This is a genomic window from Martinezella miluonensis (assembly GCF_900094545.1).
Taxonomy (GTDB): domain Bacteria; phylum Pseudomonadota; class Alphaproteobacteria; order Rhizobiales; family Rhizobiaceae; genus Rhizobium; species Rhizobium miluonense.
In genome coordinates this window covers 1-26,762 of sequence record NZ_FMAH01000019.1, presented here as the reverse complement: position 1 = coordinate 26,762, position 26,762 = coordinate 1, and the positions used below count along the sequence as shown (strand labels likewise).

Here is a 26,762-nt window from a genome sequence, read left to right as displayed (position 1 = left end):
TGTTCTCAATCCTGAATGACCAGGAGATCGGACGAGGCGAACCGCAGGGTCACCCTTTCTCCGACGCTCGGGGGCAGCATGCCTGGGCTGTTGAACATATCGAAGGAAATCGTGTTGCCGGCGACGTTCATGCGCGTGCGGATGACCGAGCCCAGGAAGTGCGCCGAGGAAACCTCGCCCGTCAATGCCGTGTCGCCCTTGGCCGATTCGGCCAGCGAGCCTGCCTCCGGACGCAGGGCGAGCGATACCGTATCGCCCGGCTTGTAGGTCGTAACCGACTGCTTCAAGGTCACGCCCTGATCGCCGATCATGATGCGGTTGCTGTTGGGATCGACGACTTTGCCTTCGATCAGGTTCAGCGTGCCGACGAAGGAAGCTACGAAGCGGGTCGCTGGGGTATTGTAGATTTCAAAGGGCGTACCGATCTGGTCGGCGCGGCCGGCATTCATGACGACGATGCGGTCGGAGATCGACAGTGCCTCCTCCTGATCGTGCGTGACGAAGACCGTGGTGATGCCGAGCTGCTGCTGGATGGCGCGGATTTCCTCGCGTAGCGAGATGCGGATCTTGGCATCCAAGGCCGAGAGCGGTTCATCGAGCAGGAGAACCTGAGGCTTGACCGCAATGGCGCGCGCAAGTGCCACGCGCTGCTGCTGACCGCCTGACATCTGGTAGGGATAGCGACCAGCGAGGTGATCGAGCTTGATGAGGCGCAGCATCTCGTTGACGCGCTTGTCGATATCAGGCTTCGACATGCCAGCGACCTTGAGGCCGAAAGCGACGTTGTCGTGCACCGTCATATTGGGAAACAGCGCGTAAGCCTGAAACACCATGCCGATGTTGCGCTGATTCGGCTTCAGCTGCCGTTGATCCTTGCCGTTGATCGTCAACGTGCCTGCCGTCGGCATTTCGAAGCCGGCGATCATGCGCAGCACGGTCGTCTTGCCGCAACCCGACGGTCCGAGGAAGGAGACGAATTCGCCCTTCTCGATTTGCATATTGAAATCGTGAACGACCTGAACTTCGCCGAATGATTTCTTGATGTGGGTGAGTTCGAGAAAAGCCATGGTGAGAAGCCTTACGCCTTAATCGGAGCGGATCTTGAGAAACGGGAAACGAGCTGCAACAGGCCCATGCTGAGCCAGGTAACGGCAAGTGCGATGATTGCCAGTGCGGACGGCTCGTAAGCTCTGTTGGCGCCCATGAGCTGCATATAGGGCCCGAATGCCGGACGGTTGAGCAGCGACGCCATGGTGAATTCACCCATGACGATCGCGAGTGTGATGAACGCTCCGGAAAGCACACCGCTCATGACATTTGGAAAGATGCATTTGAACATGATGGTTGTCCATTTTGCACCAAGGCTCTCGGCCGCTTCCGTCAGCGTGCCGACATCAATGGTGCGCATCGCCGTATCCACCGAACGATACATATAGGGTAGGGATAATACAATGTAGGAACAGACAAGCAGAATGTTCGTCGTTGAATTATAGCCCGTCAGCGGCAGGACCGACGAAGAATTATAGAGGCGCAGATAGCCGAAGACGATGACGATGGCGGGAATGACCAGCGGCATCAGCGTGATGAATTCGACGAAGGGGCGCATCTGCGGCAGCCGCAGCCGCACCCAATAGACGGTCGGTACGACGAGCAGCATGCCGAAGATGATAGTCAGAAGCGCCATCAGCATCGAAAAGCCGAAGGCCGTTATAAAGCCGAAGTCCGAAAAGACCGAAGCGTAGGCATCGAAGCTATAGGCGTTGCGCCGCATGCGCAGCGAGAATTCCAGCGTGCCGATGAGCGGAACCAGAAAGTAGATGAGGCCGATGGCAACGGCGATCCAGGCGAAGAGTTTTTGCAGCTTCATTTTTGCCACCGTTCAGCGCGCATGCGCATCAAGATATAGACGACGTTCGAGATACCGGTGATGACGATCATGCCGAGTGCCAGGGCATAGCCGAGATTGGCATTGTGCAGTACGTCGCCGCGGATTTGCGCATAGAGCACGATCGGAACGATATTTAGCGAGCTGCCGGTGAGCGCAATTGCCGTCGCGATCGCGCCGAACGAATTGGCAAATAGCAGCAGCGTCGTGCCAAGCAGGCTGGGCCAGAGGATCGGCAGGGCGACCATCAACCAATATTGCGTGTTGGTTGCGCCGAGAATGGAGGCGGCTTCGCGCCATTCCTTCTTCATGCCATCGAGCGCCGGCGTGATGATCAGCACCATCAACGGGATCTGGAAGTACATGTAGGTGATGGTAAGGCCGAAGAAGCTGAGGAGATTGAAGCCCGTCGAGTAAAGATTGAAGCCGAAATGGGCGAGCAATATGGTGACGAGACCCTGGCGGCCCAGCGTGGCGATGAACGAAAAGGCCAGCGGCACGCCGGCGAAATTGGACGCGACGCCCGAGAAGGTCAGGAAGGCATGGCGGACCCACGAAGGGAGGCCGCCAAGCACCAGCGCCCAAGCGAGATAAAAGCCGATGATCGCACCGCCGAGCGCCGAAGCGACCGAGATTTTGATACTGATCAGATAGGCGCTCATGATCGTCGGCGTGAACAGGTCGGCGATGTTCTTGAGCGTAAAGCTTCCGTCCGGCGTCAAAAAAGCGCCGGCGACCAGATAGACCGTCGGGAAAATCAGAAACAGCAGCGCAAAGATCAGGAAGGGCGCAATACCCAGCCAGTCGACGACCACGCGCTTGTTGATCATCGGAGTGGAACTGACCGTTGATGTTGTGACGATGCTCATGACTGGTCCAATCCGCGGCGTCGAAAAAATGGAAAACCTCCCCGCCGAAACGGGGAGGTCTGCTAGGTCGGATTACTGTACGTTCGAACCGACGACGGAATCCCACTTGGTGGTGATGGCGGTCTTGCCGGCAGCCTGCTCTTCGAGCGTCGGGAAGACAGCCTTTTCATAGGCAGCAGCCGGCGGCAGCTTGTCGAGAAGTTCCTGCGGAACCTTCTTGTTCTTTGCCAGGTCGTTGAAGCGGATGGGGTGGCAATAGCCCTTCAGCCAGCCGATCTGACCTTCGTCCGAATAGAGGAATTCCATCCAGAGCTTGGCAGCGTTCGGATGCGGAGCGAAGGCCGAGATCGCCTGAACATATACGCCGGCGATAACGCCCGAAGCCGGGACGGTCACGTCAACCGGCGGGTTGCCCTTCAGGCTGTCGCGCCAGGAAAGACCGTTGTAGTCCCAAGCGATGACGATCGGGGTCGCGCCCTGAGCGAGCGAAGCAGACTTGCCGATGACCGGAACGAAGTTGCCGGCCTTGTTCAGCTTTGCAAAGTAATCGAGACCAGCTGCGCCTGCCTTGGTGGCATCCTTTTCGCCGGCAGCGAGGCCAGCGGCGTAAACGGCCTGAACAGCCTGGTTGGAAGTACGCGGGTCGCCAGCGAGCGAAACGGTGTTTGCGTATTCCGACTTCTGTAGGTCAGCCCAGTCCTTCGGCGGGTTCTTCACGACGTCCTTGTTCACGACGAAGGAGAGAACGCCGTAATAGTCGCCGTACCAGTAGCCTTCGGCATCCTTGGCGCTGTCCGGAATGGAAGCCCAGGTGGAGACCTTGTAAGGCTGCAGCAGGCCTTCCTTCTTGGCGGTCGGGCCGAAGGAGAGACCGACGTCGATGACATCAGGAGCCTGCGGGCCGGTGTTGCCTTTGTTGGCGCGGATTGCTTCGACTTCATCGCCCGAACCGGCATCCGGGTTCAGTTCGTTGACGTCGATACCGTACTTGGCCTTGAACGCAGCGATCAGGTCGCCATAACCGCACCAGTTGTGGGGCAGGGCGATCGTGGTCAGCGTGCCTTCCTTCTTGGCCGCAGCGATGAGATCGGCGCTCGGCTCTGCGGCAGCGATGGCGGACGAAGCGACGAGCATCGCGGTGGAGATAGTCAGAAGACGGTGAATTTTCGAGATCACTGCATTTCCTCCTTTTGGGTTTTCAGTGCCTTGCGTTGCTGTTAATGACGTTGCATGAAGGTTGTGTGACGGCTTCAAAGCGCTTCGTTTCCGGTAAACGCGGTTGATTTCGCTTCTAATCGTCAAGTGTGACAGCTGCTGCATTTCACACCGCTCCATCTCATGTAATTTTGTAGTTTTGCTTCCCTCTAGCTGAGTTTGCGAAACAACTTCGTTTGTTCGAAAAGACCTTCGAGCGTTTTCATGCGTTCGCTTGTCTCGTCCCAGGTCAAGCTTTGCACGGCTTCGATCAGGGCCTCGACGATGAAAAGTGTGACAACCGACGAATCCCAGGCTGATGGCGCCTCGATTTGCACGCGGAAGATGTGCTTGGCGTGCTTGGCAGCCGGTGTCGCCCATTGATCGGTAAAGACGATGATCTCGGCGCCGCGCCGACGGGCGGCGGCAGCCAGATTGACCATTTCCTGCTCATAGCGCCTGATGTCGAAGATCACGAGCAGATCGCCCGGATTCATATTCAGCAGATATTGCGGCCAAGTGCTGGAATTGGAAGAGAGCAGCGTGGTGTTGGGGCGGATCACCTGCATATGGGTGAAGAAATACTCGGCAAGCGCGCCCGTGATGCGGCCGCCGACGAAATAGAGGCCACGTTTACGCTCGGACAGCAAGGCCGCTACGCTATCGAATGCTGCGGCATCGATATCAGCGAGCGTCTGGCGCAAATTGTTCATGATCGCATCTGCGAAGCGATTGAGAATATGCGTGCCGGGCGCATTCGATGCCCAACGATCATGCTTTGTCAGCGGGTTGGAGATGGTCGCCTCGACCTCCTGATGGAGATGAGACTGAAAGTCGGGATAGCCCTTATAGCCGAGCTTTTGCACCATGCGGGCGACGGTCGGCGTCGAAACGCGCGCATTCTCGGCGACTGTCGTGATGCTGCCCAGCCCAGAAACCGGATAGTTGTCGAGCAGGCTCTTAGCCAGCTGCTTTTCGGCGCGCGTCAGCGTGTCGAAGCGGGCATTGATCACGTCAGAAACTGTCTTTGACGCATTGCGCAATCGATTTTTGCTCCCCGGGCCGGTCTTATGCCGATCTCCTGCAACGATATAACAACGCTGTCACATTTCGAGTCAATGTCACAAATGAAGAAATATTTTCAGTTTCCAGTTGACAGCGGTCAAAAGCTGAAGAATTCTTTTCTTATAAAGATTTTATTAATCGGCAATGGGGCGCCCCGGATGCTTGCACAGCAAGGCATTTTGACGAAGGCGGACGGCGATTGCGTCGCGGTCGAAAGGCCGGACGGAAGCAGCGCGGTTTTCATCATCTGCGAACACGCATCTCGTGCTTTGCCCGAGCGGTTTGGCGATCTCGGCCTTTCCGCCGAAGCTCTTTCCAGCCATATCGCCTGGGATCCGGGCGCACTTGCGGTTGCAGGCAAGATTTCGGCAGCCCTCGACGCGACTTTGATCTTTCAGCGTTTCTCCCGTCTGATTTATGACTGCAACCGGCCACCGGAAAGTGCCGGTGCGATGCCGGAGACCAGCGAGATTTATACGATCCCGGGCAATCAGCGGCTGGGCGAGGCGGACCGGCGGGCACGCACCGAAGGTCTCTACATACCCTTTCATGACCGCATCCGGGCTCTGCTGAAAGAGAGAGCGGCGCGCGCACAAAAAACCGTGATCGTGACGATACATAGCTTCACGCCGATCTATAACGGCAAGCAACGGGCGGTGGAGCTCGGCATTCTGCATGACGAAGACCATTGGCTGGCCGATCGCATGCTGGATGCGGCGGCGCAGGCGCCGCTCTGTCAGACCGAACGCAACCAGCCTTACGGTCCTGAAGATGGCGTCACCCATACGCTGAAGCTGCATGGGATCGCCAACGGTCTGCACAACGTAATGATCGAGATCCGCAACGATCTCATCGAAGATGACGTTAGCCAAGGGGTCATGGCTGACTATCTGACAGGGCTCCTCCAGAACAGTCTGGAAGCCTGAGCATAAAAGAAAAAGACCCCGGGGAGCAGTTCAACTGCGATCGAGCCGCATGGCAAAAAGCTGGCGGCTCATGTGACACATGGTTCTCCGCAATCCCGCGGACGACCGGGCTTAAGGGGGAATGACATGTCTGATTACACAGAGTTAGACAAAAAGCAGGATGTTCATATCCTGCACTCCATGGGCTATGCTCAGGAGCTGGAACGGCGCATGAGTTCATTCTCGAATTTCGCCATTTCCTTCTCCATCATCTGCATTCTATCTGGCGGTATCAATTCGCTCGCACAGGCAACATCGGGCGCAGGCGGTGCCGCTATCGGCATCGGCTGGCCGCTCGGCTGCCTGATTTCCGGCGTTTTCGCGCTCTCGATGGCACAGATTTCCTCGGCCTATCCTACGGCCGGCGGCCTTTATCACTGGGGCTCGATCCTTGGCAACCGGTTCACCGGCTGGCTGACGGCCTGGCTCAATCTTCTCGGCCTGATCACCGTGCTTGGCGCGATCAACGTCGGGACTTGGGGCTTCTTCAGCGGCTCCATCGCATCGTGGTTCGGCATTGCCGTTGATACCAACACTTCGGCCGGTTTTGCGAACCAGATCATTTTCGTTGCGCTCATCACCGGCCTGCAGGCGTTGATCAATCATTTCGGCATCAAGCTTACGGCAAAGCTGACCGATATGTCCGGCTACCTGATCTTTGCTGCCGCGATCGCGCTGACCGTCGTCTGCCTGATCGGCGTGAAGAGCTGGGACATCAGCCGCATCTGGACCTTCACCAACTACTCCGGCACGCCGGAAGGTGATGCATCGGTTTGGCCGAAGATGGACAATATTTGGTACGTCTTTGCCCTTGGTCTGCTGCTGCCGATCTACACGATCACGGGATATGACGCGTCGGCGCATACATCCGAAGAGACCGTCAAGGCATCCAGCTCGGTGCCGCGCGGCATGGTCTCCTCGGTCTGGTGGTCGTCATTGTTCGGCTACATCATGCTGCTGGCCTTCCTGCTGGCCATCCCGGACATGAATGAAGCATCGAAACAGGGCTGGAACGTCTTCTTCTGGACGATCAACAGCATCACCAACCCTGTCGTCGCCAATATCCTCTATGTTGCGATCTTCATCTCGCAGCTGCTGTGCGGCCTTGCGACCGTCACATCCGCGTCGCGCATGATCTATGCTTTCTCGCGCGACGGCGGCCTGCCGTTCTCGAAATCGCTCGCCAGCGTCAGCCCCAAGTTCCGCACGCCTTCCGTCGCCATCTGGACGGCCGCCATTCTTTCCGTCCTGTTTGTCTGGGGCGCTTCGCTCGTCACGATCGCCGGCTCTTCGGCCTACACCATCGTCGTGTCGTGCACCGTCATCTTCCTGTTCCTCTCGTTCACTGTGCCGATCGTCCTCGGCATCAAGGCGATCGGAACTGCGAAGTGGCCCAAAATGGGACCGTGGAACATGGGTATCGGCGCCTATAAGCTGGTCTCGGTGCTGGTGGTCATTGCTATGGCGATCATCTTCATCATCGGCGTGCAGCCGCCGAACGAATGGGCTCTCTACATCACCATCGGCTTCCTGGTCCTGACCGCGGTGGTTTGGTTTGCCTTCGAACAGCGGCGCTTCCAGGGACCGCCGATTGGTGACGTCATCGCCAAGCGTCAGGCCGATATCGCTGCCGCTGAACGGGCCGTTGGCGAAGTATAATCCTCGTTCGTCTTCAATCCGGCGGGGGCCGTTGTTGCGGGCCCCCCCCCACTCGATGCGCGGCTTTGGGTTATACGTCCCACTAAGCTGTCAGCCGATCACTCTTCATATCTTTCAGGCGGATTAATCATGAGCACTAGCTATACGTTCGATGACCTCAGAAAGGATGTGGCCGAAGGGCGCATCGACACGGTTCTGGCATGCCAGGTGGACATGCAGGGACGCCTGATGGGCAAACGTTTCCAGGCGGAATTCTTCGTCGAGAGTGCTTGGAAGGAAACGCATAGCTGCAACTATCTGCAGGCGACCGACATCGAGATGGAAACCGTCTCCGGCTACAAGTCCACAAGCTGGGAGAAAGGCTATGGCGACTATACCATGAAGCCCGATCTCGCAACGCTGCGCCGCATTCCCTGGCTCGAAGGCACGGCGCTGGTTCTCTGTGACGTGCTCGACCATCATACGCATGAGGAAGTGGCGCATTCGCCGCGTGCCATCCTCAAGAAGCAAGTCAAGCGCCTCGAGGCGATGGGTATGAAGGCCTATATGGCTTCGGAGCTCGAATTCTTCCTGTTCGATCAGAGCTACGATAGCGCCCGCGAATCTGGTTATCGCAACCTCAATCTCGTCAGCGGCTACAATGAGGATTACCACATCTTCCAGACCACCAAGGAAGAGGATGTGATGCGGGCGATCCGCAAGGGTTTGCAGGGTGCCGATATTCCGGTTGAAAACTCCAAGGGCGAGGCCTCGGCCGGCCAGGAGGAAATCAACGTCCGCTACGCCGACGCGCTGACCATGGCCGACCGCCATGCCATCATCAAGAACGGCTGCAAGGAAATTGCCTGGTCGAAGGGCAAAGCCATAACGTTCCTGGCGAAATGGAACTATAGCGCTGCCGGCAGCTCCTCGCATATCCATCAGTCGCTCTGGAGCGCAGACGGCAAGACACCGCTGTTCTTCGACAAGGAAAAAGAGCACGGCATGACGCCGCTGATGAAGCATTATGTCGCCGGTCTTTTGAACCATGCCAGCGAAATTACCTATTTCCTGGCGCCCTATATCAATTCCTACAAGCGCTTCGTCGCCGGCACCTTCGCGCCCACCAAGGCAATCTGGAGCACCGATAATCGCACGGCCGGTTATCGCCTGTGCGGTGCTGAGACCAAGAGCATTCGTATCGAATGCCGGGTCGGCGGCTCCGATCTTAATCCCTATCTCGCTTTCGCGGCCCTGATTGCTGCTGGTATCGATGGCATCGAGAACAAGCTCGAACTGGAAGCGCCGTTCGTCGGCGACGCCTATGGCGCACGTGAGGTTCGCGAAATTCCGCGCACCCTGCGCGGTGCGACCGAGGCCCTGGCCAATTCGAAAATGCTGCGCGCCGCCTTCGGCGACGATGTCATAGATCACTATACCCGCGCTGCCGAATGGGAGCAGGAGGAGTACGATCGCCGCATTACCGATTGGGAAGTGGCGCGCGGATTTGAAAGAGCGTAAGGCTTTCGCGAACTGCCTCATGCCCGATTTCATTCTATGATCGGGCAGGGGCGCAAGGATGACTTGCCTGCCTGACATTCCCCCTTTTGAATGCGGCTGCAGGTTGTGCAACATCCGGCAATCAATGGATGATTAAGGAAACAGGAATTCGATCATGACCATGATCACATGCGTCTCTCCGGTGAACGGAGAGGTTTATGCCGAACGTCCGGCTTTATCGCTGGACGCGGCCAAGGAAGTCGTGGCCCGTGCCCGCAAGGCGCAAAAGGATTGGGCGCGTCGCCCGCTGGAAGATCGTGTCCAGCTCGTCCTGAAGGGCGTTGCCCGGCTCAATGAGATGGCCGACGTGGTCGTGCCGGAGCTCTCCTGGCAGATGGGCCGCCCGATCAAGTATGGCGGCGAATATCGCGGCTTCAACGAGCGTTCGAACTATGTCGCGTCGATCGCTGCGGATGCGCTGGCACCGATGGTGGTCGAAGACAGCGCCAATTTTGCGCGCCGAATCGAGCGCGAGCCGCATGGCGTCGTCTTCGTTATCGCGCCCTGGAACTATCCTTATATGACGGCGATCAACACGGTCGCCCCGGCCCTGATGGCCGGCAATACTGTCATTCTCAAGCACGCAAGCCAGACGCTTCTGGTCGGTGAGCGGCTCGTTCAGGCCTTCATCGAGGCGGGCGTTCCCGCCGACGTCTTCCAGAATGTCTTCCTCGATCATGCAACGACCTCGGCGCTGATTGCGGACGGCAGCTTCAACTTTGTCAATTTCACCGGCTCCGTCGAAGGCGGTCGGTCGATTGAGCGCGCGGCAGCCGGAACCTTCACCAGCCTCGGGCTGGAACTCGGCGGCAAGGATCCTGGCTATGTCATGGAGGATGCCGATCTCGACGCAGCCGTCGACACGCTGATGGATGGCGCCACCTTCAATTCCGGCCAGTGCTGCTGCGGCATCGAGCGCATCTACGTGCATGAATCCCTGTACGGTGCTTTTGTCGAGAAATCCGTCGCATGGGTTTCGAACTATAAGCTCGGCAATCCGCTGGATCCTGAGACGTCGCTTGGGCCGATGGCGCACAAGCGCTTTGCCAAGGTCGTGCGCGAGCAGATCGCCGATGCGGTCGCCAAGGGCGCCAAGGCGCTGGTCGATCCCAAGCTGTTTCCGGCCGATGACGGCGGCGCCTATCTTGCGCCGCAGATCCTCGTCAATGTCGATCATTCCATGGCCTTCATGCGGGAAGAGACCTTCGGCCCGGCCGTTGGCATCATGAAGGTGAAGAGCGATGCAGAAGCACTGGAACTCATGAACGACAGCCCCTACGGCCTGACGGCTTCTCTCTGGACGAAGGATGTCGAGCGCGCCTCGCGCATCGGCCGCGAGATCGAAACCGGCACCGTCTTCATGAACCGCGCCGATTATCTCGATCCGGCACTGTGCTGGACCGGCGTCAAGGAAACCGGCCGCGGCGGTTCGCTGTCGATCATCGGCTTTCACAATCTGACGCGTCCGAAATCCTATCACCTGAAGAAAGTAACAGCATGAGCAACATCTCAGCGAATTGGAGCTATCCGAACGCCTTCAAGCTCGGCCGCGGCCGCATCAAGGAACTGGCGGACGCCTGCAAGAGCCTGGGCATGAAGAAGCCTCTCCTGGTCACCGACCGGGGACTCGCATCCATGGCGATCACCAAGACCGCGCTCGACATTCTGGAAGACGCCGGACTCGGACGCGCGATTTTCGCCGATGTCGATCCGAACCCGAATGAGAAGAACCTCGATGCCGGCGTGAAGGCATTCAAGGATGGCGGTCACGACGGCGTCGTCGCCTTCGGCGGCGGCTCCGGCCTCGATCTCGGCAAGTGCGTCGCCTTCATGGCTGGCCAGACCCGGCCGGTTTGGGATTTCGAAGATATCGGCGATTGGTGGACCCGCGCCAATCTCGAAGGGATCGCACCGATCGTCGCCGTGCCGACCACGGCAGGCACTGGTTCTGAAGTCGGCCGCGCCAGCGTCATCACCAATTCGGCGACGCATGTGAAGAAGATCATCTTCCATCCGAAGTTCCTGCCGGGTGTCGTCATCGCCGATCCGGAACTGACTGTGGGCATGCCGAAGGTCATTACGGCCGGCACCGGCATGGACGCGTTTGCCCATTGCCTGGAAGCCTATTCCTCGCCGTTCTACCATCCGATGTCGGCCGGCATCGCGCTGGAAGGCATGCGTCTGGTCAAGGAATTCCTGCCGCGCGCCTATCGCGAGGGAACGGATCTCGAAGCCCGTGCCAACATGATGAGCGCCGCCGCCATGGGCGCCGTCGCCTTCCAGAAGGGCCTGGGTGCCATTCACGCATTGTCGCACCCGATCGGCGCCGTCTACAATACGCATCACGGCATGACCAATGCTGTCGTCATGCCGGCGGTCCTGCGCTTCAACCGCAAGGCCATCGAGGAGAAGATCGCCCGCGCGGCAGCCTACCTCGGCATCGCCGGCGGCTTCGACGGCTTCTATGATTATGTGCTGCAGCTGCGTGCAGAACTCGGCGTGCCGGAAAGCCTCTCGGCCATGGGCATTGCGCCCGATCGGATCGACGAGCTTTCTGCGATGGCGATCGAGGATCCGAGTGCAGGCGGCAATCCGGTGCCGATGACGCTGGAAAACACCAAGGCTCTCTTCCGGGATTGCTTCTGAAAAGCTGCCCAACTCCTGACGCGCCGAACGGAAGCAGCAGCGCGTCAGGGACTTAAAGACAAACAAAAAGCCGCCGGAGCGAGCGCCCAGCGGCTTTTTTGTTGAAACTTTGTTGCCGATCAATCCACGAATTCGACGACGACGCCGGGCTTGACCATCTTGGCGAGCTCGGTCGCATCCCAATTGGTGAGGCGCACGCAGCCGTGGCTTTGCGACTTGCCGATCCTCGAAGGGTCCGGCGTGCCGTGGATACCGTAGGTCGGCTTCGACAGAGCCATCCACACCGTACCGACCGGGCCGTTCGGGCCAGGCGGAATGTTGAGAACCTTGTCGTTGACGCCCTGTTGGAAGTTGATCTTCGGGTTGTAGGTATAGCCCGGATTGAAGGCGACGCGCTCGACCGTGACCGTGCCGGAGGGCGAGGGCGTGTCGGCGGAACCGATGCTTGCTGGATAGGCCGCGATCAGCGTGCCGTTGGCGTCATAGGCAAAAACCTGCTTGCGGCCCTTGTCCGCCAGGATTTTGGCGACCGCGCCGATCTTGGCAGGACCCGTATTGACGACCTTGATGGTGTTGCCTGGCACAGTGAAATCGACGCCGGGGTTGAGCGCCTTCAGGTAGCCCTCATCCATATGAAAGCGCTCGGCCAGCATTTCCGTGGTTGACGTATAGCCGAGAGACGGCATCTGCGACTTCGCTGCATAGTCCTCTGGGATCGACGCGACATAGGGGCCTGCCGCGTCGGCTGCGGTGATCGTATAATTGATGATCGGCATGCCGCCGGACATGCGCAGCTGCTCGAGAATCGCGTCGGTATTGTTCGGATCGAGCGTCTGGCCGGTCATCTGCTGATAGGCATAGATCGCTTTGGTGACGTTTGCGCCCATGCGGCCGTCGATGGCGCCTGGGGAAATACCCTGCCGCGCGAGGAAGACCTCGAGCGCGGTGATTTCCATTTTCGATTTGCCCTTGAGCGTAATGACTGGATCCGCCGGCTGCGGCTTGCGGATGATATCCGGCGTGCCCTGCTGCGGGTCGATCGAGGCATAGTCGTTGCCGGTCGAATTCATCTGATTTGGGCTCTTGCCCGGCATTGGCTGGTCGTCGAGCGGCTGGCGCTGAATATCGCCATCGCGCGGAATGCCGCCGGTCACGATGTCTTGATCCTGTTGGCCATAGCCGTCGGTGCGATACTGGCGATAGTCGCGATAGCCACCATTGTTGGAAAGCTGCGTGTCGCCGTAGCGGCCGCCATTGCCGTACCCATTGTCGTTGTAGGCATCGCGGGCCGGTGCTTTGGGATAATAGGTGCTCGCCCTCATTTCCGTCGCAACGACATTGCCGTAGGTGTCGACCAGAACCCGTCGGCCGCGTCCGTCTCTCGCCATGGAATATCCACCCCCATCGGGGTACTGCTCGAGGATTCGCCCGTCGGGTGTGACTAGAACCGTATTGCCGTTTCCGCCACGATAATACTGTGCTTGCGCCTCGCTAAGCGCGAGCGCGGACACCGTGGCAGTCATTGCCAAGATAAAACTCAATTTTACGAACCGGTTCACGTCTGTCGAATCCTCGGATGGTAGTTCGGCTGACACACACATGGCAATTTTGACGCCAGTATGGAAATTTAGATTATCATGCTGAATAAAATATAAAAATTTGTGTAATCAAGGGTTCGAGTTAACAATCGGTAAGGTATATCACCGTTTATTTTGCGCCGTGCGCCATTGCGGGACAACGCCCGCGCGTGGAGCCGGTCTGGGAGGATTTCGGAGAATGATGGATTTTGCCGCAGCCAAAGGGCCGAAACTGGCACTGGATGAAACCTCCGTTCTGGACATCGGCGCCTGCGTTGTTGATGGGAACAACCTTGCTCCCGGGCGCGCCATTCCCGATGACGGGGACCCGCGCATCGACCATTCGCTGGAGGGCTTCCTGTTCACTTGCGGTCCGGATCATATCCGCCATCCGCAGCCGATGACCGGGGCATTCGAGGGAAGGCGCTATCCACTGCACGGCTCGTTTTCTTCTCATCCGGCCAAAATTCTCTGGACCAAAGTCGAGAATGGCAATGCGGAGTGCCGTGCCGATATCGACATTGTCACCGCCGAGGGACGAACGGCAAGGCTGGAGCGCCATTGGCGCATCGATGGCGCGAGCGGCGAGGTCTCGCTTGCTGATCGCGTCGTCAATACGAGCATCGAGGCTATGCCGGTCTTCCTCATGTACCACATGAATATCGGGGGGAAGTGGTTCGACAGCGGCACGCGTCTCACCGGGCAGATGCTCGAGAATGGTGGTTTTCCCTGGACGTTTGGCGAGGAGCCTGGCGACATTTTCTGCGTGCCGGCAGAAGACAAGGGAGAGGACTGGGCGGAAATCAGTCTCGGCCCCATCGCGGCCATCGGCGGCAGGTCTTTAAGGGTGCGTTTCGGCACGGATACGCTGCCTTTCCTGCAGGTCTGGCGCAATCAGCGCGCGCCGGCACATGTGCTCGGTATCGAGCCCGTTTCGCATCGATGGGTTTCCCGCGCGGAGCTTGATGAGGCGGGCGAATTCAATATTCTCCAGCCTGGCGAAGCCCGCAGTTTCGCGCTCAACTTTGCCTTCGTTTGAGCGCGTGCGGCGGTTGACGCTTGATCCGGGGCGGCGTAGATCAAGGCCACGGTTTTAGAGAGGACATGAACCATGGATATCCGCCCGATCGACGATGAGTACTCGGTATCCGGCCAGATCAGCGTAGAGGATCTCGACCAGATCAAGGCCATGGGTTTCAAGTCCATCGTTTGCCACCGCCCGGACAATGAAAGCCCGGATCAGACGCCGTTTGGCGTCATCGAAGCGCGCGCCAAGGAGCTTGGCCTGGAGATCACCCATGTGCCCGTAGGCCCCATGGGCGTCACTGAGGAGGCTGTGCAGGGCATGGTCGATGCGCTCGACGAGTTTGCGCGCCCGATGCTCGGCTATTGCCGGTCCGGCGCCCGCTCGACGGCGATCTATCAGAAGACGCACCATATTCGCGGCTGAGCGGCTTTCCCAACCCTTGAGATTGCGGGGCAGGCTATGCGCCGCGCCCTGTTTGCCTGTCGAAAATAACATCAGGAGAAAACCATGAGCATCAAGCGCATTGACGTCGGCGCCCGCATGAGCGGCGCAGTCATCCACGGCAACACCGTTTATCTCGCTGGCCAGGTCGGCGAGGGTGCAAGCGTTACGGATCAATGCAAGTCGGCACTGGCCGAAGTTGACCGCCTGCTCGCAGCTGCCGGCACCAACAAGTCGAAGATCCTGCAGACGCTCATCTATCTCGCAGACATTTCCGACTTCGCAGAAATGAACGCTGCATGGGAAGCCTGGGTCGATCCGGCCAACACGCCGGCCCGTGCGACCAGCGAAGCCAAGCTCGCTGCGCCGAAGTACAAGGTCGAGTTCATCGTGACCGCAGCGCTCGACTAGTCCGAACTGACATGTTTTGGAGGGCCGGGGAGCTTGCGCTCACCGGCCTTTCGTTTGGGCGATTTCCGTCAGAGTGCGCGAAGGCGTGATCGCTTCCGGATCGAGCGCGATCTCGATGATGGCCGGCTTGCTGCTGGCGCGGGCTCGCTCGAAGGCCGGAGCAAATTCCTCCGTCGCCGTCACCGTCTCTCCATGGCCGCCATAGGCACGGGCAAGTGCTGCAAAATCCGGATTCCTGAGTTCTGTACCGCTGACACGACCGGGATATTCCCGCTCCTGATGCATGCGGATGGTGCCGTACATGCCGTTGTTGATGACGAGCGCGATCAGCGGCAAGCCATATTGCACGGCGGTCGCGAATTCCTGCCCGTGCATCATGAAGCAGCCGTCGCCGGCAAAGCAGATGACTTCCCGTTCCGGAAACAGCTGCTTGGCGGCAACCGCCGCCGGCAGGCCATAACCCATCGATCCGGACGCAGGCGCTGCCTGTGTCTCGAAGCGGCGGAAACGGTGAAAACGATGCAGCCACGTCGCATAGTTGCCGGCTCCGTTGGTGAAGATCGTATCATCAGCCGTATTGGCTTCGATCCAATCCATGATCCGGCCCATGTGCACCGCGCCGGGGCTTTTTTCCGGTGTCGTCGACCAGGTGAGATAGGCGGCATGCATGCGCTCGGTACGCTCTGCCCAACGCGCTTTGCTGGGTGCCCCCAGATCGGCGAGTGCGGCGACGAAGTCGGCGGGGCTGGCACAGATCGCCAGATCCGGACGATAGACGCGGCCAAGCTCGGACGGATCGGGGTAAACGTGGACGAGCTGTTGACGCGGGTAGGGGATGTCCACAAGCGTATAGCCGGAGGACGGCATTTCGGAGAGGCGTCCGCCGAGAAGGATCAGCAGATCCGCCTCCTTGATCTCCTTTGCCAGCGCCGGGTTGATGCCGATGCCGACATCGCCGGCATAGCTCGGGTGCAGATGGTCGAACAGCATCTGGCGACGGAAGGAGCATCCGACCGGCAGGCTGAAACGCTCCGCGAACCGCTGGATGCCGGCAACGGCCTCCTCATTCCAACGCGTACCGCCGAGAATGACGATTGGGCGCTCTGCGGCGGCGAGGCGCCGCTGAAGGTCGGCAAGCTCGCCGCGGCCGGGATGAGCGGCGACGGGCGTATAAGGCTTGGCTTCCGGCGCCTCGACCTCGTCGCGCAGCATGTCTTCCGGCAGGGTCAGTACAACGGGGCCGGGACGTCCAGACGTTGCGACTGCAAAGGCGCGGGTGACGAATTCCGGGATGCGGGCAGCATCGTCGATCTCGCCGACCCATTTTGCAAATTCGGTGAGCGCGCGGCGGAATTCCACCTCCTGGAAGGCCTCGCGCTCGCGGGCGTCGCGCTGGACCTGACCGATGAAAAGGATCATCGGGATCGAGTCCTGCCGGGCGATGTGGAGCCCGGCCGATGCGTTCGTGGCTCCGGGGCCGCGGGTGACCATGCAGATGCCTGGCTCGCCGGTCAGCCGGCCCCAGGCATCCGCCATCATCGCCGCGCCACCCTCCTGACGGCAGACGAGCACATTGATGTCGCTGTCGTGCAGCGCATCGAGCACCGCCAGAAAGCTCTCGCCCGGCACGCAGGAAATGCGTTTTACGCCATTTGCTTTCAAAGCCTCGACGATGAGTTGGCCGCCCGTTCGTTTCATATCTTCGCCTTTCCCTCCAGTTCCGCCAATTCGGCGAGAACCTCCTCCTGATGCTCTCCAAGGCGCGGACTTGGCCGCGTATAGGTCAACGGTGTCTCCGACAGGACGATCGGCGTGCGCACGCTTGGGATCATGGTGCCTGCACCGTCCTCGAGATCGATGCGCAAGCCTCGCGCCTTGATCTGCGGGTCGGCGAACATATCCTCGATCGTGTTGATGGCGCCGGCCGGGACGGCATTGTCCTCGCAGGCCTTCAGCAGATCTGCCTTGTTCCAGGTCAACGTCTTTGCCGATATGAACGTCCTGACCTCGTCGCGGTTGGCGACGCGGGCTTTGTTGGTTGCGTAGCGTTCGTCGTCGGCATTGCCTTCGAGGCCGAGAATGCCGCACAGGCGGCGGAATTGCCCGTCATTCCCCACGGCGAGAATGAGATAGCCGTCCGCGGTGGGAACGACCTCGTAAGGCGAGATATTGGGGTGGGCGTTGCCAAGCCGCACGGGCGGCTTGCCCGAGATCAGATAGTTCATGTTCTGGTTGGCAAGCACGGCCGATTGAACATCGAGCAACGCCATATCGACAAGCTGGCCTTCGCCGGATTTCAGCGCGTGGATCAGCGCGGCCTCGATTGCCGAGACGGCATAGATGCCGGTGAAGATATCGGCGATCGCAACGCCTGCCTTCACCGGTTGGCCGTCCGGCTCGCCGGTGATCGACATGAAGCCGGACATGCCTTGGACGATATAGTCATAGCCTGCAAGGCCGGCATAGGGGCCGGTCTGCCCGAAGCCGGTGATGGAGCAATAGACGATGCGGGGATTGATCTTTGTCAGGCTTTCATAGTCCAGCCCGTATTTGACGAGGCCGCCGAGCTTGAAGTTTTCGATCACCACGTCGGCAGTTTTTACCAACCGGCGCACCAGCTCCTGTCCTTCCTCGGTCTTGAGGTCGGCGACGATGGAACGCTTGCCGCGGTTGGCGGAATGGTAATAGGCGGCCGAGAGGTTCTCGCCGTCCTTGCCTTCGACGAAGGGAGGTCCCCATTGGCGCGTGTCGTCGCCGCCGTCGGGATTTTCTACCTTGATGACGTCGGCGCCGAGATCGGCCAGCATCTGCCCGGCCCAGGGGCCGGCGAGCACGCGGGCAAGCTCGATGACGCGAATACCAGAAAGCGGAGGTTTCTTGGTCTTTTGTTCTGTCATATGGATCCGCTCTCCCGCTTACGGCGTGAACGCTGCTTCAGATGTATCGGATACAGGCTTGGATGCAAAGCGCCGTTCGCGCCAGAGAATGTAGAGCCCGGAGCCGATGATGATGAGGATGCCGAGCCATTTGATGGCGTTCGGAAAATTGTCGAAAACCAGCCAGCCGAAGATGGTTGCGGAGACGATCTCGAAATATTGCAAGGGCGCCAGCTTCGAGGCCGGCACGGCGCGATAGGCGTGTACCGTGAGAATGCCGGCGACGGCTGCGGTAACGCCGACACCGAGCAGATAGAGCATGGCTATCAAGTCCGGCATGACCGTATTCAGAATTGCAAATCCCGTTGCCTGGCCGATAAGGAGCAGGATCAGGCTGAAGGCGATGCCCCATATGCCAGTCTGGAACTGCATGGGCCATGCATCCTCGCTATGGGAGACGACGCGGGTGATCATTACGTAGACGGCGATGCAGAGGGCGGTAACGACGGGTAGCAATGCGACGAAGCCGACTTCCTGGAAGCTCGGCTGGATGATGAGCATCGCGCCGATGAAGCCGACTGCACAGGCCGTATAGCGCCGCCAGCCGATGGTTTCCTTCAGGAAGATGCTGCTGAGAATAGTCAGTATCATCGGCTCCACGAAAAAGATGGCGATGGCGTCGGCGACTTCCATGACCTGTAGCGTGGTCACGAATGAGACCATGGACAGCGTCAGCATGCCGGCACGGATGGCATGCACGCCGCTGCGACGCCATGTCCAGACGCCCCACTGCCCTCGCATGGCCATCATCGGCAGGGCAAAAAGCGCCTGCAAGATGAAGCGTGCGGCCGTAACTTCGGCTGGTGGAATGGTGGCCGCCGCGAGCTTGGAGAAGATATCGATAATCGGCGAAAGGATGACGGAGAGGAACATCATCGCAAGACCGAAAGTCAGCTCCGACTGCGGCAATCGTAGCGAGGAGCCGCCGCTGGTGTTCATTGGGGTATTCCTTTGAAAATCAATTCCTTGCCGTGATCTTCCTGCACCAATTGGCAAAGTCGGCAATGGCTTGATCGGCATCGATTTCGTTCAGCGTTTCGTGCCGCATGTCTGGGTAGATGATCGTTGTAATATGAGAGAAGCCTGCGCCCTTCAAATGATTTGACAGCCAGGAAATCGCTTTCCCGTTGTCCGTCGCCGGATCCTTCGCACCTCCGACGAGATGGATCGGCATGTCGCCCCGGAGCCGGCCGAGATACGCCTTTTGCGGTGCGCGAAAGCTGAGTTCGAATATGTCCAGCCAGAGCGAAACGGATGCATCGAAGCCGCAGAGGGGGTCGGCGACGTACTTGTCGACCTGCTCGGGGACGCGCGACAGCCAATCGAACTCGGTGCGACGATTGGCGATGGATTTGCCCCAGGCACCAAAGGTCAGCTTCGGCAGCGGCCCGCTTGGCACATCCGACCCCTTGAACATGCGCTCCGTCTTCAGGATGAGTTGAGCGGCACGGCCGGCAATGCCCGGGTTGAAATTGGAATTCCAGACCGTGACGGCATCGAATTTATCCGGGTGCGTGACGGCAGTATTGAGGCTGATCAAGCCGCCCATCGAGTGGCCGAACAGGATGATCGGCAGGCCGGGATGGGCAGCTGCAGCAAGCTCTCGCATGGCCAGAACGTCGGCAATGACCTGATCGACGCCGCCTCTGCGCGCGAAACGGCCGGTCGGGGCATCGGCGGCGACTGTTTCGCCGTGGCCGCGGTGATCATGCGCGTAGACATGAAAGCTGTGGGACGCCATGGCATGCGCGAAAGCCTCGTAGCGGCGCGAATGTTCAGCAAGGCCGTGGGAGATCAGGAGGATACCGCGCGCCTCGCCTGAAGCCGGCGCGTGATGATAGGCGATCGTCGCGCCTGTTGGACTATCCAGGCGTTGCGTCTCGGCGAACATGCATGGTTCCTCCCCATTTCGACGAAAGTTTATCAGCCGGTGGATTGCAATGGATAGGGATCGAAGCCCACAGAAATAAATTCTTTTCGCGCTTTGTGATTCTCAGGGTTGCATACGCTCGGCCAAACTGCTTATTTGTTCCTATAATGTTCTAATTTGGAGGCATGGAATGAAGCATTTGCTTCGGGTATTTGCGGTTGTGCTCCTTTCGGTCGGGACAGTCGCGAGCGCAGCGGCGCAAGAACACAGCCGGGGGCGCACGCGCTTTATCCTGGCGGCAAGCTGGGAGCCGGCATTTTGCGCGACGAACCAGAAGAAGGCGGAATGCCGGAACCAGTCGTCGAGCAATCATGATGCCACGAATTTCTCGCTGCATGGCCTCTGGCCGATGCGGCAGGAATATTGCGACGTTTCGGACGATCTGAAACAGGCGGATCGCGGCCGTGACTGGAAGGACCTGCCGGCGGTACAGCTGTCGCAGGACGTCAAGGCGAGGCTGGACAAGGTCATGCCGGGCACGCAATCCGGTCTGGAACGGCATGAATGGATCAAGCACGGCACCTGCACCAAGCTCAGCGCCGACCAATATTTTTCCATTGCTGCCGGCCTAGTCGCCGAACTCAATACATCTGCCGTGCGCGATCTTTTCGCCAAGAATATCGGCAAGGAGCTGGATGCGGAAAGCATCAAGGCCGCCTTCGACCAGAGCTTCGGCGAGGATGCCAATGCTCGCATCAAGATGAGCTGCCGCAAGGTCGGCAACGTCAGGATGATCTCTGAACTGACGATCGGCTTGTCCGAAGACGCGATCGATCCGCAGCAGGGCAGCGAGCCGCGGCTTGCAAAACTGATCCAGGGTGCCGGCAGCACGTCGTTCGGCTGCGATCGCGGCGTGGTGGATGCGGCCGGTTTCTAAGCTGTTCCGGTCTTTGCGGCGCGGATAAATGCCCTCGGACAAGGTTTCGCCGTTGCCCGAGGGCCGGGTTTCGCCTACATAGCGGCACAATTCGCAATGTTATCCGCCCGTGGAGTAACCCAAGCTATGGCACGTCAGTTCATTTATCATATGTCCGGTCTGAATAAGGCCTATGGCGCCAAGAAGATCCTCGAGAATATTCATCTCTCCTTCTACCCCGACGCCAAGATCGGTATTCTCGGTCCGAACGGCGCCGGTAAGTCGACGGTGCTGCGCATCATGGCCGGCCTCGATAAGGAATATACCGGTGAGGCCTGGCTGGCCGAAGGCGCGACCATTGGCTACCTGCCGCAGGAGCCGCAGCTCGATCCGACCAAGACCGCGCTCGAAAACGTCATGGAAGGCGTTTCCGCCAAAACGGAAATCCTCAATCGCTACAACGAATTGATGATGAACTATTCCGACGAGACGGCGGAAGAGGGCGCCAAGCTCCAGGATATCATCGACAGCCAGAACCTCTGGGATCTGGAAAGCCAGGTGGAAATGGCGATGGATGCGCTGCGCTGCCCGCCCGGCGATGCCGACGTCACCAATCTCTCCGGCGGTGAGCGCCGCCGTCTGGCGCTGTGCAAGCTCTTGCTGTCGCAGCCGGACGTGCTGCTGCTCGACGAGCCGACCAACCACCTGGACGCGGAAACCATCGCCTGGCTTGAAAAGCACCTGCGCGCCTATCCGGGCGCCGTGCTGATGATCACCCACGATCGCTACTTCCTGGATAACGTCACCGGCTGGATCCTCGAACTCGACCGCGGTCGCGGCATTCCCTACGAAGGCAACTACTCCTCGTACTTGCTGGCGAAGGCGAAGCGTATGCAGCAGGAGGGCCGCGAAGAGGCCGGCCGCCAGAAGGCGATCGCACGCGAACAGGAATGGATCGCTTCCAGCCCGAAAGCTCGCCAGTCGAAGTCCAAGGCCCGTATCCGCGCCTATGATGAGTTGGTCGATGCGGCCGAGAACCAGCGTCCCGGCGATGCGCAGATCATCATTCCGGTCGGCGAGCGTCTCGGTCAGGTGGTCATCGAAATGGAAGGCATCACCAAGGGCTATGGCGACCGCGTCTTGATCGAAGGTCTATCGCTGAAATTGCCGCCGGGTGGTATCGTCGGCGTTATCGGTGCGAACGGCGCCGGCAAGACGACGCTCTTCCGCATGATCACCGGCCAGGAAAAGCCGGATAGCGGTAGCATCCGCATCGGCGACAGCGTTCATCTTGGGTATGTCGACCAGAGCCGTGATGCACTTGATGGCGGCAAGACCGTCTGGGAGGAAATCTCCGGCGGTGCGGAAGTCATCAAGCTCGGCAAGTATGAAATGAACTCGAGAGCTTATTGCGCGACGTTCAATTTCAAGGGCGGCGACCAGCAACAGAAGGTCGGCAACCTCTCCGGCGGCCAGCGCAACCGCGTCCATCTCGCCAAGATGCTGAAGGCTGGCGGCAACGTTCTGCTGCTCGACGAACCGACCAACGACCTTGATACCGAAACGCTCGGTGCTCTCGAGATCGCGCTTGAAAATTTCGCCGGCTGCGCTGTGATCATCAGCCACGATCGTATGTTCCTCGACCGTTTGGCCACGCACATCCTCGCTTTTGAAGGCGACAGTCATGTCGAATGGTTCGAAGGCAACTTCGAGGATTACGAACAGGACAAGATGCGCCGCCTCGGTGTGGATAGTATCAACCCGAGCCGCGTCACCTATAAGCGCCTGACGCGATAGGCTCCCGCTTTGCTTTTCGAAAACCCCGGTTCAACCGGGGTTTTTGTTTGCCCGGCGATGGCCGGCAATATTCCGCTTTCGGCAGAAGCTGGCAAGATTCCGACGTCGAACGGGCTCGGCGGCCAAATGGCTCTTGCGAAATGCACCCAAATCACATAAAGATATCTTTATATGTTGATTGGGCATCAAATGACGGATCTGGTGAAACTCGGTTTGGATGAGGTTGTGGACGTGCTGAAGGCGGTCGGCGAACCGACTCGGCTGCGTCTCCTGGCGCTCCTTGCCGCCGGCGACCTGACCGTTACCGATCTTACCGAAATTCTCGGCCAGTCGCAGCCCCGCATCTCGCGGCATCTGAAGCTGCTTGGCGAAGCCGGCCTGATCGATCGTTATCAGGAGGGGGCCTGGGCCTATTTCCGCTTGAAGCAGGAAGGCAAGGCGGTAACGCTCGCCCGCACCCTTCTGCGTCACACGGCGGAGAAGGATGCCGTTCTATTGCGCGACGGAGAGCGCCTTACCGCCGTGAAGCGCATCCGCTCCGAGCGTGCGCAGGCCTATTTCAGCCGCAATGCTGCCGAATGGGATGAGCTGCGCCGCCTGCATGTTGCGGACGAAGATGTCGACAAGGCTTTGATCGAGCTGATCGGTCCGCAGCCGATCGACTCATTTCTCGATCTCGGCACCGGCACCGGCCGTATGTTGCAGCTATTGGCGGGTCATTATCGGCGTGCGGTCGGCATCGATGCCAGCCGCGACATGCTGGCCGTGGCGCGGGCCAATCTCGACCGTTCCAACATCACGGCTGCTTCGGTGCGCCAGGGCGACATTTTCAATCTGCCGCTCGAGCAGCAAGATTTCGATCTGATTACCATCCACCAGGTACTGCATTTTCTCGATCAACCCGAGATCGCGGTTGCGGAGGCGGCGCGAATGCTGCGGCCCGGCGGTCGGCTTGTGATCATCGATCTGGCGCCGCACGGGCTTGAGTATTTGCGTGACGAACATGCGCATCTGCGTCTCGGCTTCTCGCATCAGACCATAGCGGATTGGCTGAAGTTGGCGGGGCTCGATGTCGAGCAGGTGCAGGATCTTCATTCAGGGAAAGAAGGCGGTCAGGCGCTGACAGTCACGATCTGGCTGGCGCGCGACCCACGGCTGCTGGTGGCAGCAGAGCAGGACCGCCAATCGTCCCCCATTCTTGCCGAGAGGGTTTGATATGTCTTCGAATTCGGAAAATGCCCAGGATGGCATCCGCATATCCTTCGAGTTCTTTCCGCCGAAATCGGAAGAGGCGGAGCAGCAGCTGTGGAACACAGTTGCGGACCTTAGCGATTGGGAGCCGGAATTCGTCTCCGTCACCTATGGAGCAGGCGGCTCGACCAAGGCGCCGACACTTTCTGCCGTGCGCAAGATGATCCATGAGACACCGTTCACCACCGCTTCGCATCTGACCTGCGTCGGTGCGACGCGCGAGGATACGCATCGGGTGATCGATGAGTTTCTTGCGGCTGGCGTTCGCCGTTTCGTTGCTCTGCGCGGCGATCCTCCGGGCGGCGTCGGCTCCGCTTATCAGCCGCATCCGGGCGGTTACGCCAATGCGGCCGAACTGGTGGCTGCTCTGCGCGAGCGCGGCGACTTCGATATTTCCGTATCGGCCTATCCGGAAAAGCACCCGGAAAGCCGCGACACCGCAGCCGATATCGATATGCTGAAGCGCAAGGCCGATAATGGCGCCGATCGGGCATTGACGCAGTTCTTCTTCGATAATGACGCTTTCGAGCGCTACCATGATCGCGTCCGCGCCGCTGGCATCAAGATCCCGATCGTGCCGGGCATCATGCCCATTCAGAATCTGACGCAGCTGAAGCGTTTTGCCGGTGCCTGCGGGACCAATATTCCGTCCTGGCTGGATGAGCGTTTCGAGGGCACCGATGATTATGCCGAGGAACGTGCCAGGGTCGCGGCCGAAGTCGCGGCCGAGCAGATCCAGGACCTAGTGCGGCGCGGCATTTATGAATTCCATCTCTATACCATGAACCGCTCACCGCTTGTTTCCGCCGTTCTTGAGCGGCTGGGAATTCAGCGCAAGGCAGAGGCGCGCGCTGGTGCCGCCGCTTAAGGTATTGGCGCACTGCGCTTGATCATAAAAAAGCGCATGTCCATCGCGGACATGCGCTTTTCCAATGGAATCGGTGTTTTGTTAGCTTTCGGAGTTCGATCGTTTGCGGGCTTCGCGAAGTCGTTAGATGAAGAGCATCGTCACGACAAAGGCAAAGGCCGCACCGACCACTAGGACGTTGATGGATCGCGTCAATCCCATGTCTTCCTCCTCAGTCAGCCGGTAAGTTCTATGTCCAAAATGTGTCCCTTGGAAAGGGAATTCGTTGCTGCGATGCGGTACGTGGCTGATATTTCAATTCATGATCCAGCCGTAGAACATTGATTTCATGCGGCAATTGTCGCCGCCCATTTCTATAACGGATTGTGAATAAATGTTACCAAGCCGCCTGTTTTCGGTAGAAGACGGCGCCGCTAACGGTCACGGCGCAAATCAGGTCAGGCGTGGGCGCTCGCCGCGTCTTAGCCAGGCGTAGGCCCGGCCATCGAGAATGAGCAGGCCTGCGGCGACGAGCATCATGCCGGCAATCTCGGAGAAGCCGAGGCGTTCTCCAAGGAAAAGGAAGCCCAACAGCATGGCGCTCGGCGGCACCAGCAGCGTGACGAGCGAGGCGTTCGTGGCGCCGGCAAGCGCCATGATGCGAAAATAGAGAATATAGGCGAAGGCTGTCGACAGCAGAGCCAGGCCCAGAATGGCAGCGATTGCCGACGCCGGTGGCATCGTTAGGGTCCAAGGCTGGTCCATGATCAGGGCGAACGGCAACATGATGAGCGAAGAGCCTGTCAGCTGGCCAGCGGCGACCACGGGCGGCGCAATACCTTTAAAGCGCTTGGCGTAGATCGCCGCAAAGCCATAGGAGATCGCCGCAAGGATCGGTAGCAGCAGCGCCCAGAAGGGCACCGAGGCGCTGTTGCTCAGACTGGGAGCGAGCAGAACAACCGTGCCGATCAGTCCGGTGAGGCAGCCCGCAAGCTTGGCCGAAGTCAGGCGCTCATCGGTCGTCAATTGATTGCCGATCAGGACCGTCCAGATCGGTGTCGTCGCATTGAGGATAGAGGCGAGCCCGGCGCCCATCTGCGTCTGGCCGAAGAAGATCAAAGTGTGGGGCACGGCATTGTTGATCAGGCCTAGCAACAGAAATTGCGGCCAGTGGCTCTTTATCGTCTGATAGATGCCGAAGCGGCCGCCGAGATAGATGTGTAGGGCCACCGCTGCCAGTGACAATCTCAGAAGGACCAGAGTGAAGGGCGGCACGTGGTGAACGGCAATGCGGGCAAAGAAGAACGAGCCGCCCCAGATAAGCCCGAGCAGTAGCAGCAGGCCCCAGGTGAGTGCGTTCATGCGATTGTCGTTGCTCATCGCCATTCCTCCCGTTCAGGCATCTGTACGTCAGGAGGGGTATTGTCTCCACCCGTTTCCTGCATCGACGGGAGGAATCGGCGGCGGCAAGCAATCAGACGGGAGCTGCGCACAAATAAAAAGGCGGCTCGCTGCAGCCTGTGTGAGAAGTCCGGCAAATCAATTAAGGTGGCCGCATTGGAAACGATGCGGCCATTTTCATGGGATACATTTCAGGGACTGATCGGGGTCAGACGTCGCTGTTGCCAGCCCGGATCGAGGATTACGTTGCGGCAGATGCTGCGGTGCGGGTGATCGATGCCTTTGTCGATGGGCTTGATGTTGCGCAGCTCGGATTCAGGCGAGCGGTTGAGGCCTCGACAGGTCGTCCCCCCTACGATCCGCGTGATCTGCTGAAGCTCTACATCTACGGCTATTTCAACGAGGTGCGCTCCTCCCGGCGACTGGAGCGTGAATGCCGGCGTAATGTGGAGACGATGTGGCTGCT

Annotated in this window: 24 protein-coding genes; 13 read left to right on the top strand and 11 right to left on the bottom strand. The window is 59.3% G+C overall.

Annotated features, from left to right (window positions below; all coding sequences use genetic code 11):
- Nucleotides 1–5: 5 nt before the first annotated feature.
- From GA0061102_RS16465 to GA0061102_RS16445, 5 genes are all read right to left on the bottom strand, one after another.
- Nucleotides 6–1,067: an ABC transporter ATP-binding protein gene (locus tag GA0061102_RS16465; protein WP_092850888.1), complete on the bottom strand. Its 1,062-nt coding sequence runs from the start codon at nt 1,065–1,067 to the stop codon at nt 6–8.
- Nucleotides 1,068–1,078: 11 nt separating this feature from the next.
- The gene (locus GA0061102_RS16460) at nt 1,079–1,867 is read right to left on the bottom strand and encodes an ABC transporter permease (RefSeq protein WP_092850886.1); all 789 of its coding nucleotides are present in this window, start codon (nt 1,865–1,867) and stop codon (nt 1,079–1,081) included.
- Nucleotides 1,864–2,754, bottom strand: a complete 891-nt coding sequence (locus GA0061102_RS16455; RefSeq protein ID WP_092850884.1) for an ABC transporter permease — start codon at nt 2,752–2,754, stop codon at nt 1,864–1,866. The genes GA0061102_RS16460 and GA0061102_RS16455 overlap by 4 nt, the downstream gene beginning before the upstream one ends.
- A gap of 72 nt (nt 2,755–2,826) precedes the next feature.
- Complete coding sequence (locus GA0061102_RS16450; RefSeq protein WP_092850882.1) at nt 2,827–3,930, bottom strand: ABC transporter substrate-binding protein; 1,104 nt, start codon at nt 3,928–3,930, stop codon at nt 2,827–2,829.
- A gap of 188 nt (nt 3,931–4,118) precedes the next feature.
- Nucleotides 4,119–4,991: a MurR/RpiR family transcriptional regulator gene (locus GA0061102_RS16445; RefSeq protein WP_092850880.1), complete on the bottom strand. Its 873-nt coding sequence runs from the start codon at nt 4,989–4,991 to the stop codon at nt 4,119–4,121.
- Between the two features lie 180 nt (nt 4,992–5,171).
- Here GA0061102_RS16445 and GA0061102_RS16440 point away from each other — a divergent pair, with 180 nt between their 5' ends.
- The 5 genes from GA0061102_RS16440 to GA0061102_RS16420 all read left to right on the top strand — a co-directional run bounded on the left by GA0061102_RS16440 (nt 5,172) and on the right by GA0061102_RS16420 (nt 11,822).
- Nucleotides 5,172–5,939, top strand: a complete 768-nt coding sequence (locus GA0061102_RS16440) for an N-formylglutamate amidohydrolase (RefSeq protein WP_092850878.1) — start codon at nt 5,172–5,174, stop codon at nt 5,937–5,939.
- 126 nt (nt 5,940–6,065) lie between these two features.
- Entirely contained in the window at nt 6,066–7,637 is a 1,572-nt protein-coding gene (locus GA0061102_RS16435) for an amino acid permease (RefSeq protein ID WP_092850876.1), read from the top strand.
- 129 nt (nt 7,638–7,766) lie between these two features.
- Nucleotides 7,767–9,137, top strand: coding sequence for a glutamine synthetase family protein (locus GA0061102_RS16430; protein WP_092850874.1), 1,371 nt, complete (start codon nt 7,767–7,769; stop codon nt 9,135–9,137).
- Between the two features lie 154 nt (nt 9,138–9,291).
- Nucleotides 9,292–10,677 (top strand): aldehyde dehydrogenase family protein, encoded by a 1,386-nt coding sequence (locus GA0061102_RS16425; RefSeq protein ID WP_092850872.1) that lies wholly within the window; start codon nt 9,292–9,294, stop codon nt 10,675–10,677.
- Nucleotides 10,674–11,822, top strand: a complete 1,149-nt coding sequence (locus GA0061102_RS16420; protein WP_092850870.1) for an iron-containing alcohol dehydrogenase — start codon at nt 10,674–10,676, stop codon at nt 11,820–11,822. Before GA0061102_RS16425 ends, GA0061102_RS16420 begins: the two co-directional genes overlap by 4 nt.
- A 119-nt stretch (nt 11,823–11,941) precedes the next feature.
- On the opposite strand, the gene GA0061102_RS16415 is transcribed toward GA0061102_RS16420, so the two are convergent.
- Nucleotides 11,942–13,345 (bottom strand): L,D-transpeptidase family protein, encoded by a 1,404-nt coding sequence (locus GA0061102_RS16415; RefSeq protein WP_245298035.1) that lies wholly within the window; start codon nt 13,343–13,345, stop codon nt 11,942–11,944.
- A gap of 253 nt (nt 13,346–13,598) precedes the next feature.
- Between GA0061102_RS16415 and GA0061102_RS16410 the strand changes: the two genes are divergently transcribed.
- From GA0061102_RS16410 to GA0061102_RS16400, 3 genes are all read left to right on the top strand, one after another.
- Complete coding sequence (locus GA0061102_RS16410; RefSeq protein ID WP_092850863.1) at nt 13,599–14,438, top strand: DUF4432 family protein; 840 nt, start codon at nt 13,599–13,601, stop codon at nt 14,436–14,438.
- Between the two features lie 72 nt (nt 14,439–14,510).
- Entirely contained in the window at nt 14,511–14,849 is a 339-nt protein-coding gene (locus tag GA0061102_RS16405; RefSeq protein WP_092850861.1) for a protein tyrosine phosphatase family protein, read from the top strand.
- Between the two features lie 84 nt (nt 14,850–14,933).
- Nucleotides 14,934–15,278, top strand: coding sequence for a RidA family protein (locus GA0061102_RS16400; RefSeq protein ID WP_092850860.1), 345 nt, complete (start codon nt 14,934–14,936; stop codon nt 15,276–15,278).
- Between the two features lie 39 nt (nt 15,279–15,317).
- Here GA0061102_RS16400 and GA0061102_RS16395 read toward each other — a convergent pair whose 3' ends face one another.
- From GA0061102_RS16395 to GA0061102_RS16380, 4 genes are read right to left on the bottom strand one after another with little or no spacing between them, the layout of a single operon-like run.
- The gene (locus GA0061102_RS16395) at nt 15,318–16,976 is read right to left on the bottom strand and encodes a thiamine pyrophosphate-binding protein (protein WP_092850859.1); all 1,659 of its coding nucleotides are present in this window, start codon (nt 16,974–16,976) and stop codon (nt 15,318–15,320) included.
- Complete coding sequence (gene caiB / locus GA0061102_RS16390) at nt 16,973–18,175, bottom strand: succinate--glutarate CoA-transferase (protein WP_092850858.1); 1,203 nt, start codon at nt 18,173–18,175, stop codon at nt 16,973–16,975. Before caiB ends, GA0061102_RS16395 begins: the two co-directional genes overlap by 4 nt.
- Nucleotides 18,176–18,193: 18 nt before the next feature.
- Nucleotides 18,194–19,153 (bottom strand): DMT family transporter, encoded by a 960-nt coding sequence (locus GA0061102_RS16385; protein ID WP_092850857.1) that lies wholly within the window; start codon nt 19,151–19,153, stop codon nt 18,194–18,196.
- A 19-nt stretch (nt 19,154–19,172) separates the two neighbouring features.
- The gene (locus tag GA0061102_RS16380) at nt 19,173–20,105 is read right to left on the bottom strand and encodes an alpha/beta fold hydrolase (RefSeq protein WP_092850856.1); all 933 of its coding nucleotides are present in this window, start codon (nt 20,103–20,105) and stop codon (nt 19,173–19,175) included.
- Nucleotides 20,106–20,274: 169 nt separating this feature from the next.
- On the opposite strand from GA0061102_RS16380, the gene GA0061102_RS16375 reads away from it, so the two are divergent.
- The 4 genes from GA0061102_RS16375 to metF all read left to right on the top strand — a co-directional run bounded on the left by GA0061102_RS16375 (nt 20,275) and on the right by metF (nt 24,916).
- Nucleotides 20,275–21,021: a ribonuclease T2 family protein gene (locus GA0061102_RS16375; RefSeq protein WP_092850855.1), complete on the top strand. Its 747-nt coding sequence runs from the start codon at nt 20,275–20,277 to the stop codon at nt 21,019–21,021.
- Nucleotides 21,022–21,147: 126 nt separating this feature from the next.
- Complete coding sequence (gene ettA / locus GA0061102_RS16370; protein WP_092850854.1) at nt 21,148–22,797, top strand: energy-dependent translational throttle protein EttA; 1,650 nt, start codon at nt 21,148–21,150, stop codon at nt 22,795–22,797.
- A 189-nt stretch (nt 22,798–22,986) separates the two neighbouring features.
- A complete protein-coding gene (locus GA0061102_RS16365) occupies nt 22,987–24,012 on the top strand; it encodes an ArsR/SmtB family transcription factor (protein ID WP_092851071.1) in 1,026 nt (341 codons plus the stop codon).
- Between the two features lies 1 nt (nt 24,013).
- Nucleotides 24,014–24,916: a methylenetetrahydrofolate reductase [NAD(P)H] gene (gene metF / locus GA0061102_RS16360; protein ID WP_092850853.1), complete on the top strand. Its 903-nt coding sequence runs from the start codon at nt 24,014–24,016 to the stop codon at nt 24,914–24,916.
- A 432-nt stretch (nt 24,917–25,348) separates the two neighbouring features.
- On the opposite strand, the gene GA0061102_RS16355 is transcribed toward metF, so the two are convergent.
- Nucleotides 25,349–26,275, bottom strand: a complete 927-nt coding sequence (locus tag GA0061102_RS16355) for a DMT family transporter (RefSeq protein ID WP_092850852.1) — start codon at nt 26,273–26,275, stop codon at nt 25,349–25,351.
- 200 nt (nt 26,276–26,475) lie between these two features.
- On the opposite strand from GA0061102_RS16355, the gene GA0061102_RS16350 reads away from it, so the two are divergent.
- Nucleotides 26,476–26,762: transposase (locus GA0061102_RS16350; RefSeq protein ID WP_139115065.1), on the top strand; the 287-nt coding region annotated here is incomplete at its 3' end.

What these genes read in the sequence shown, in the direction of transcription:
- GA0061102_RS16465 (WP_092850888.1), bottom strand. Translation starts at nt 1,067, where the DNA reads ATGGCTTTTCTCGAACTCACCCACATCAAGAAATCATTCGGCGAAGTT.
- GA0061102_RS16460 (WP_092850886.1), bottom strand. Translation starts at nt 1,867, where the DNA reads ATGAAGCTGCAAAAACTCTTCGCCTGGATCGCCGTTGCCATCGGCCTC.
- GA0061102_RS16455 (WP_092850884.1), bottom strand. Translation starts at nt 2,754, where the DNA reads ATGAGCATCGTCACAACATCAACGGTCAGTTCCACTCCGATGATCAAC.
- GA0061102_RS16440 (WP_092850878.1), top strand. Translation starts at nt 5,172, where the DNA reads ATGCTTGCACAGCAAGGCATTTTGACGAAGGCGGACGGCGATTGCGTC.
- GA0061102_RS16435 (WP_092850876.1), top strand. Translation starts at nt 6,066, where the DNA reads ATGTCTGATTACACAGAGTTAGACAAAAAGCAGGATGTTCATATCCTG.
- GA0061102_RS16430 (WP_092850874.1), top strand. Translation starts at nt 7,767, where the DNA reads ATGAGCACTAGCTATACGTTCGATGACCTCAGAAAGGATGTGGCCGAA.
- GA0061102_RS16425 (WP_092850872.1), top strand. Translation starts at nt 9,292, where the DNA reads ATGACCATGATCACATGCGTCTCTCCGGTGAACGGAGAGGTTTATGCC.
- GA0061102_RS16420 (WP_092850870.1), top strand. Translation starts at nt 10,674, where the DNA reads ATGAGCAACATCTCAGCGAATTGGAGCTATCCGAACGCCTTCAAGCTC.
- GA0061102_RS16415 (WP_245298035.1), bottom strand. Translation starts at nt 13,345, where the DNA reads ATGACTGCCACGGTGTCCGCGCTCGCGCTTAGCGAGGCGCAAGCACAG.
- GA0061102_RS16410 (WP_092850863.1), top strand. Translation starts at nt 13,599, where the DNA reads ATGATGGATTTTGCCGCAGCCAAAGGGCCGAAACTGGCACTGGATGAA.
- GA0061102_RS16405 (WP_092850861.1), top strand. Translation starts at nt 14,511, where the DNA reads ATGGATATCCGCCCGATCGACGATGAGTACTCGGTATCCGGCCAGATC.
- GA0061102_RS16400 (WP_092850860.1), top strand. Translation starts at nt 14,934, where the DNA reads ATGAGCATCAAGCGCATTGACGTCGGCGCCCGCATGAGCGGCGCAGTC.
- GA0061102_RS16395 (WP_092850859.1), bottom strand. Translation starts at nt 16,976, where the DNA reads ATGAAACGAACGGGCGGCCAACTCATCGTCGAGGCTTTGAAAGCAAAT.
- caiB (WP_092850858.1), bottom strand. Translation starts at nt 18,175, where the DNA reads ATGACAGAACAAAAGACCAAGAAACCTCCGCTTTCTGGTATTCGCGTC.
- GA0061102_RS16385 (WP_092850857.1), bottom strand. Translation starts at nt 19,153, where the DNA reads ATGAACACCAGCGGCGGCTCCTCGCTACGATTGCCGCAGTCGGAGCTG.
- GA0061102_RS16380 (WP_092850856.1), bottom strand. Translation starts at nt 20,105, where the DNA reads ATGTTCGCCGAGACGCAACGCCTGGATAGTCCAACAGGCGCGACGATC.
- GA0061102_RS16375 (WP_092850855.1), top strand. Translation starts at nt 20,275, where the DNA reads ATGAAGCATTTGCTTCGGGTATTTGCGGTTGTGCTCCTTTCGGTCGGG.
- ettA (WP_092850854.1), top strand. Translation starts at nt 21,148, where the DNA reads ATGGCACGTCAGTTCATTTATCATATGTCCGGTCTGAATAAGGCCTAT.
- GA0061102_RS16365 (WP_092851071.1), top strand. Translation starts at nt 22,987, where the DNA reads ATGACGGATCTGGTGAAACTCGGTTTGGATGAGGTTGTGGACGTGCTG.
- metF (WP_092850853.1), top strand. Translation starts at nt 24,014, where the DNA reads ATGTCTTCGAATTCGGAAAATGCCCAGGATGGCATCCGCATATCCTTC.
- GA0061102_RS16355 (WP_092850852.1), bottom strand. Translation starts at nt 26,275, where the DNA reads ATGAGCAACGACAATCGCATGAACGCACTCACCTGGGGCCTGCTGCTA.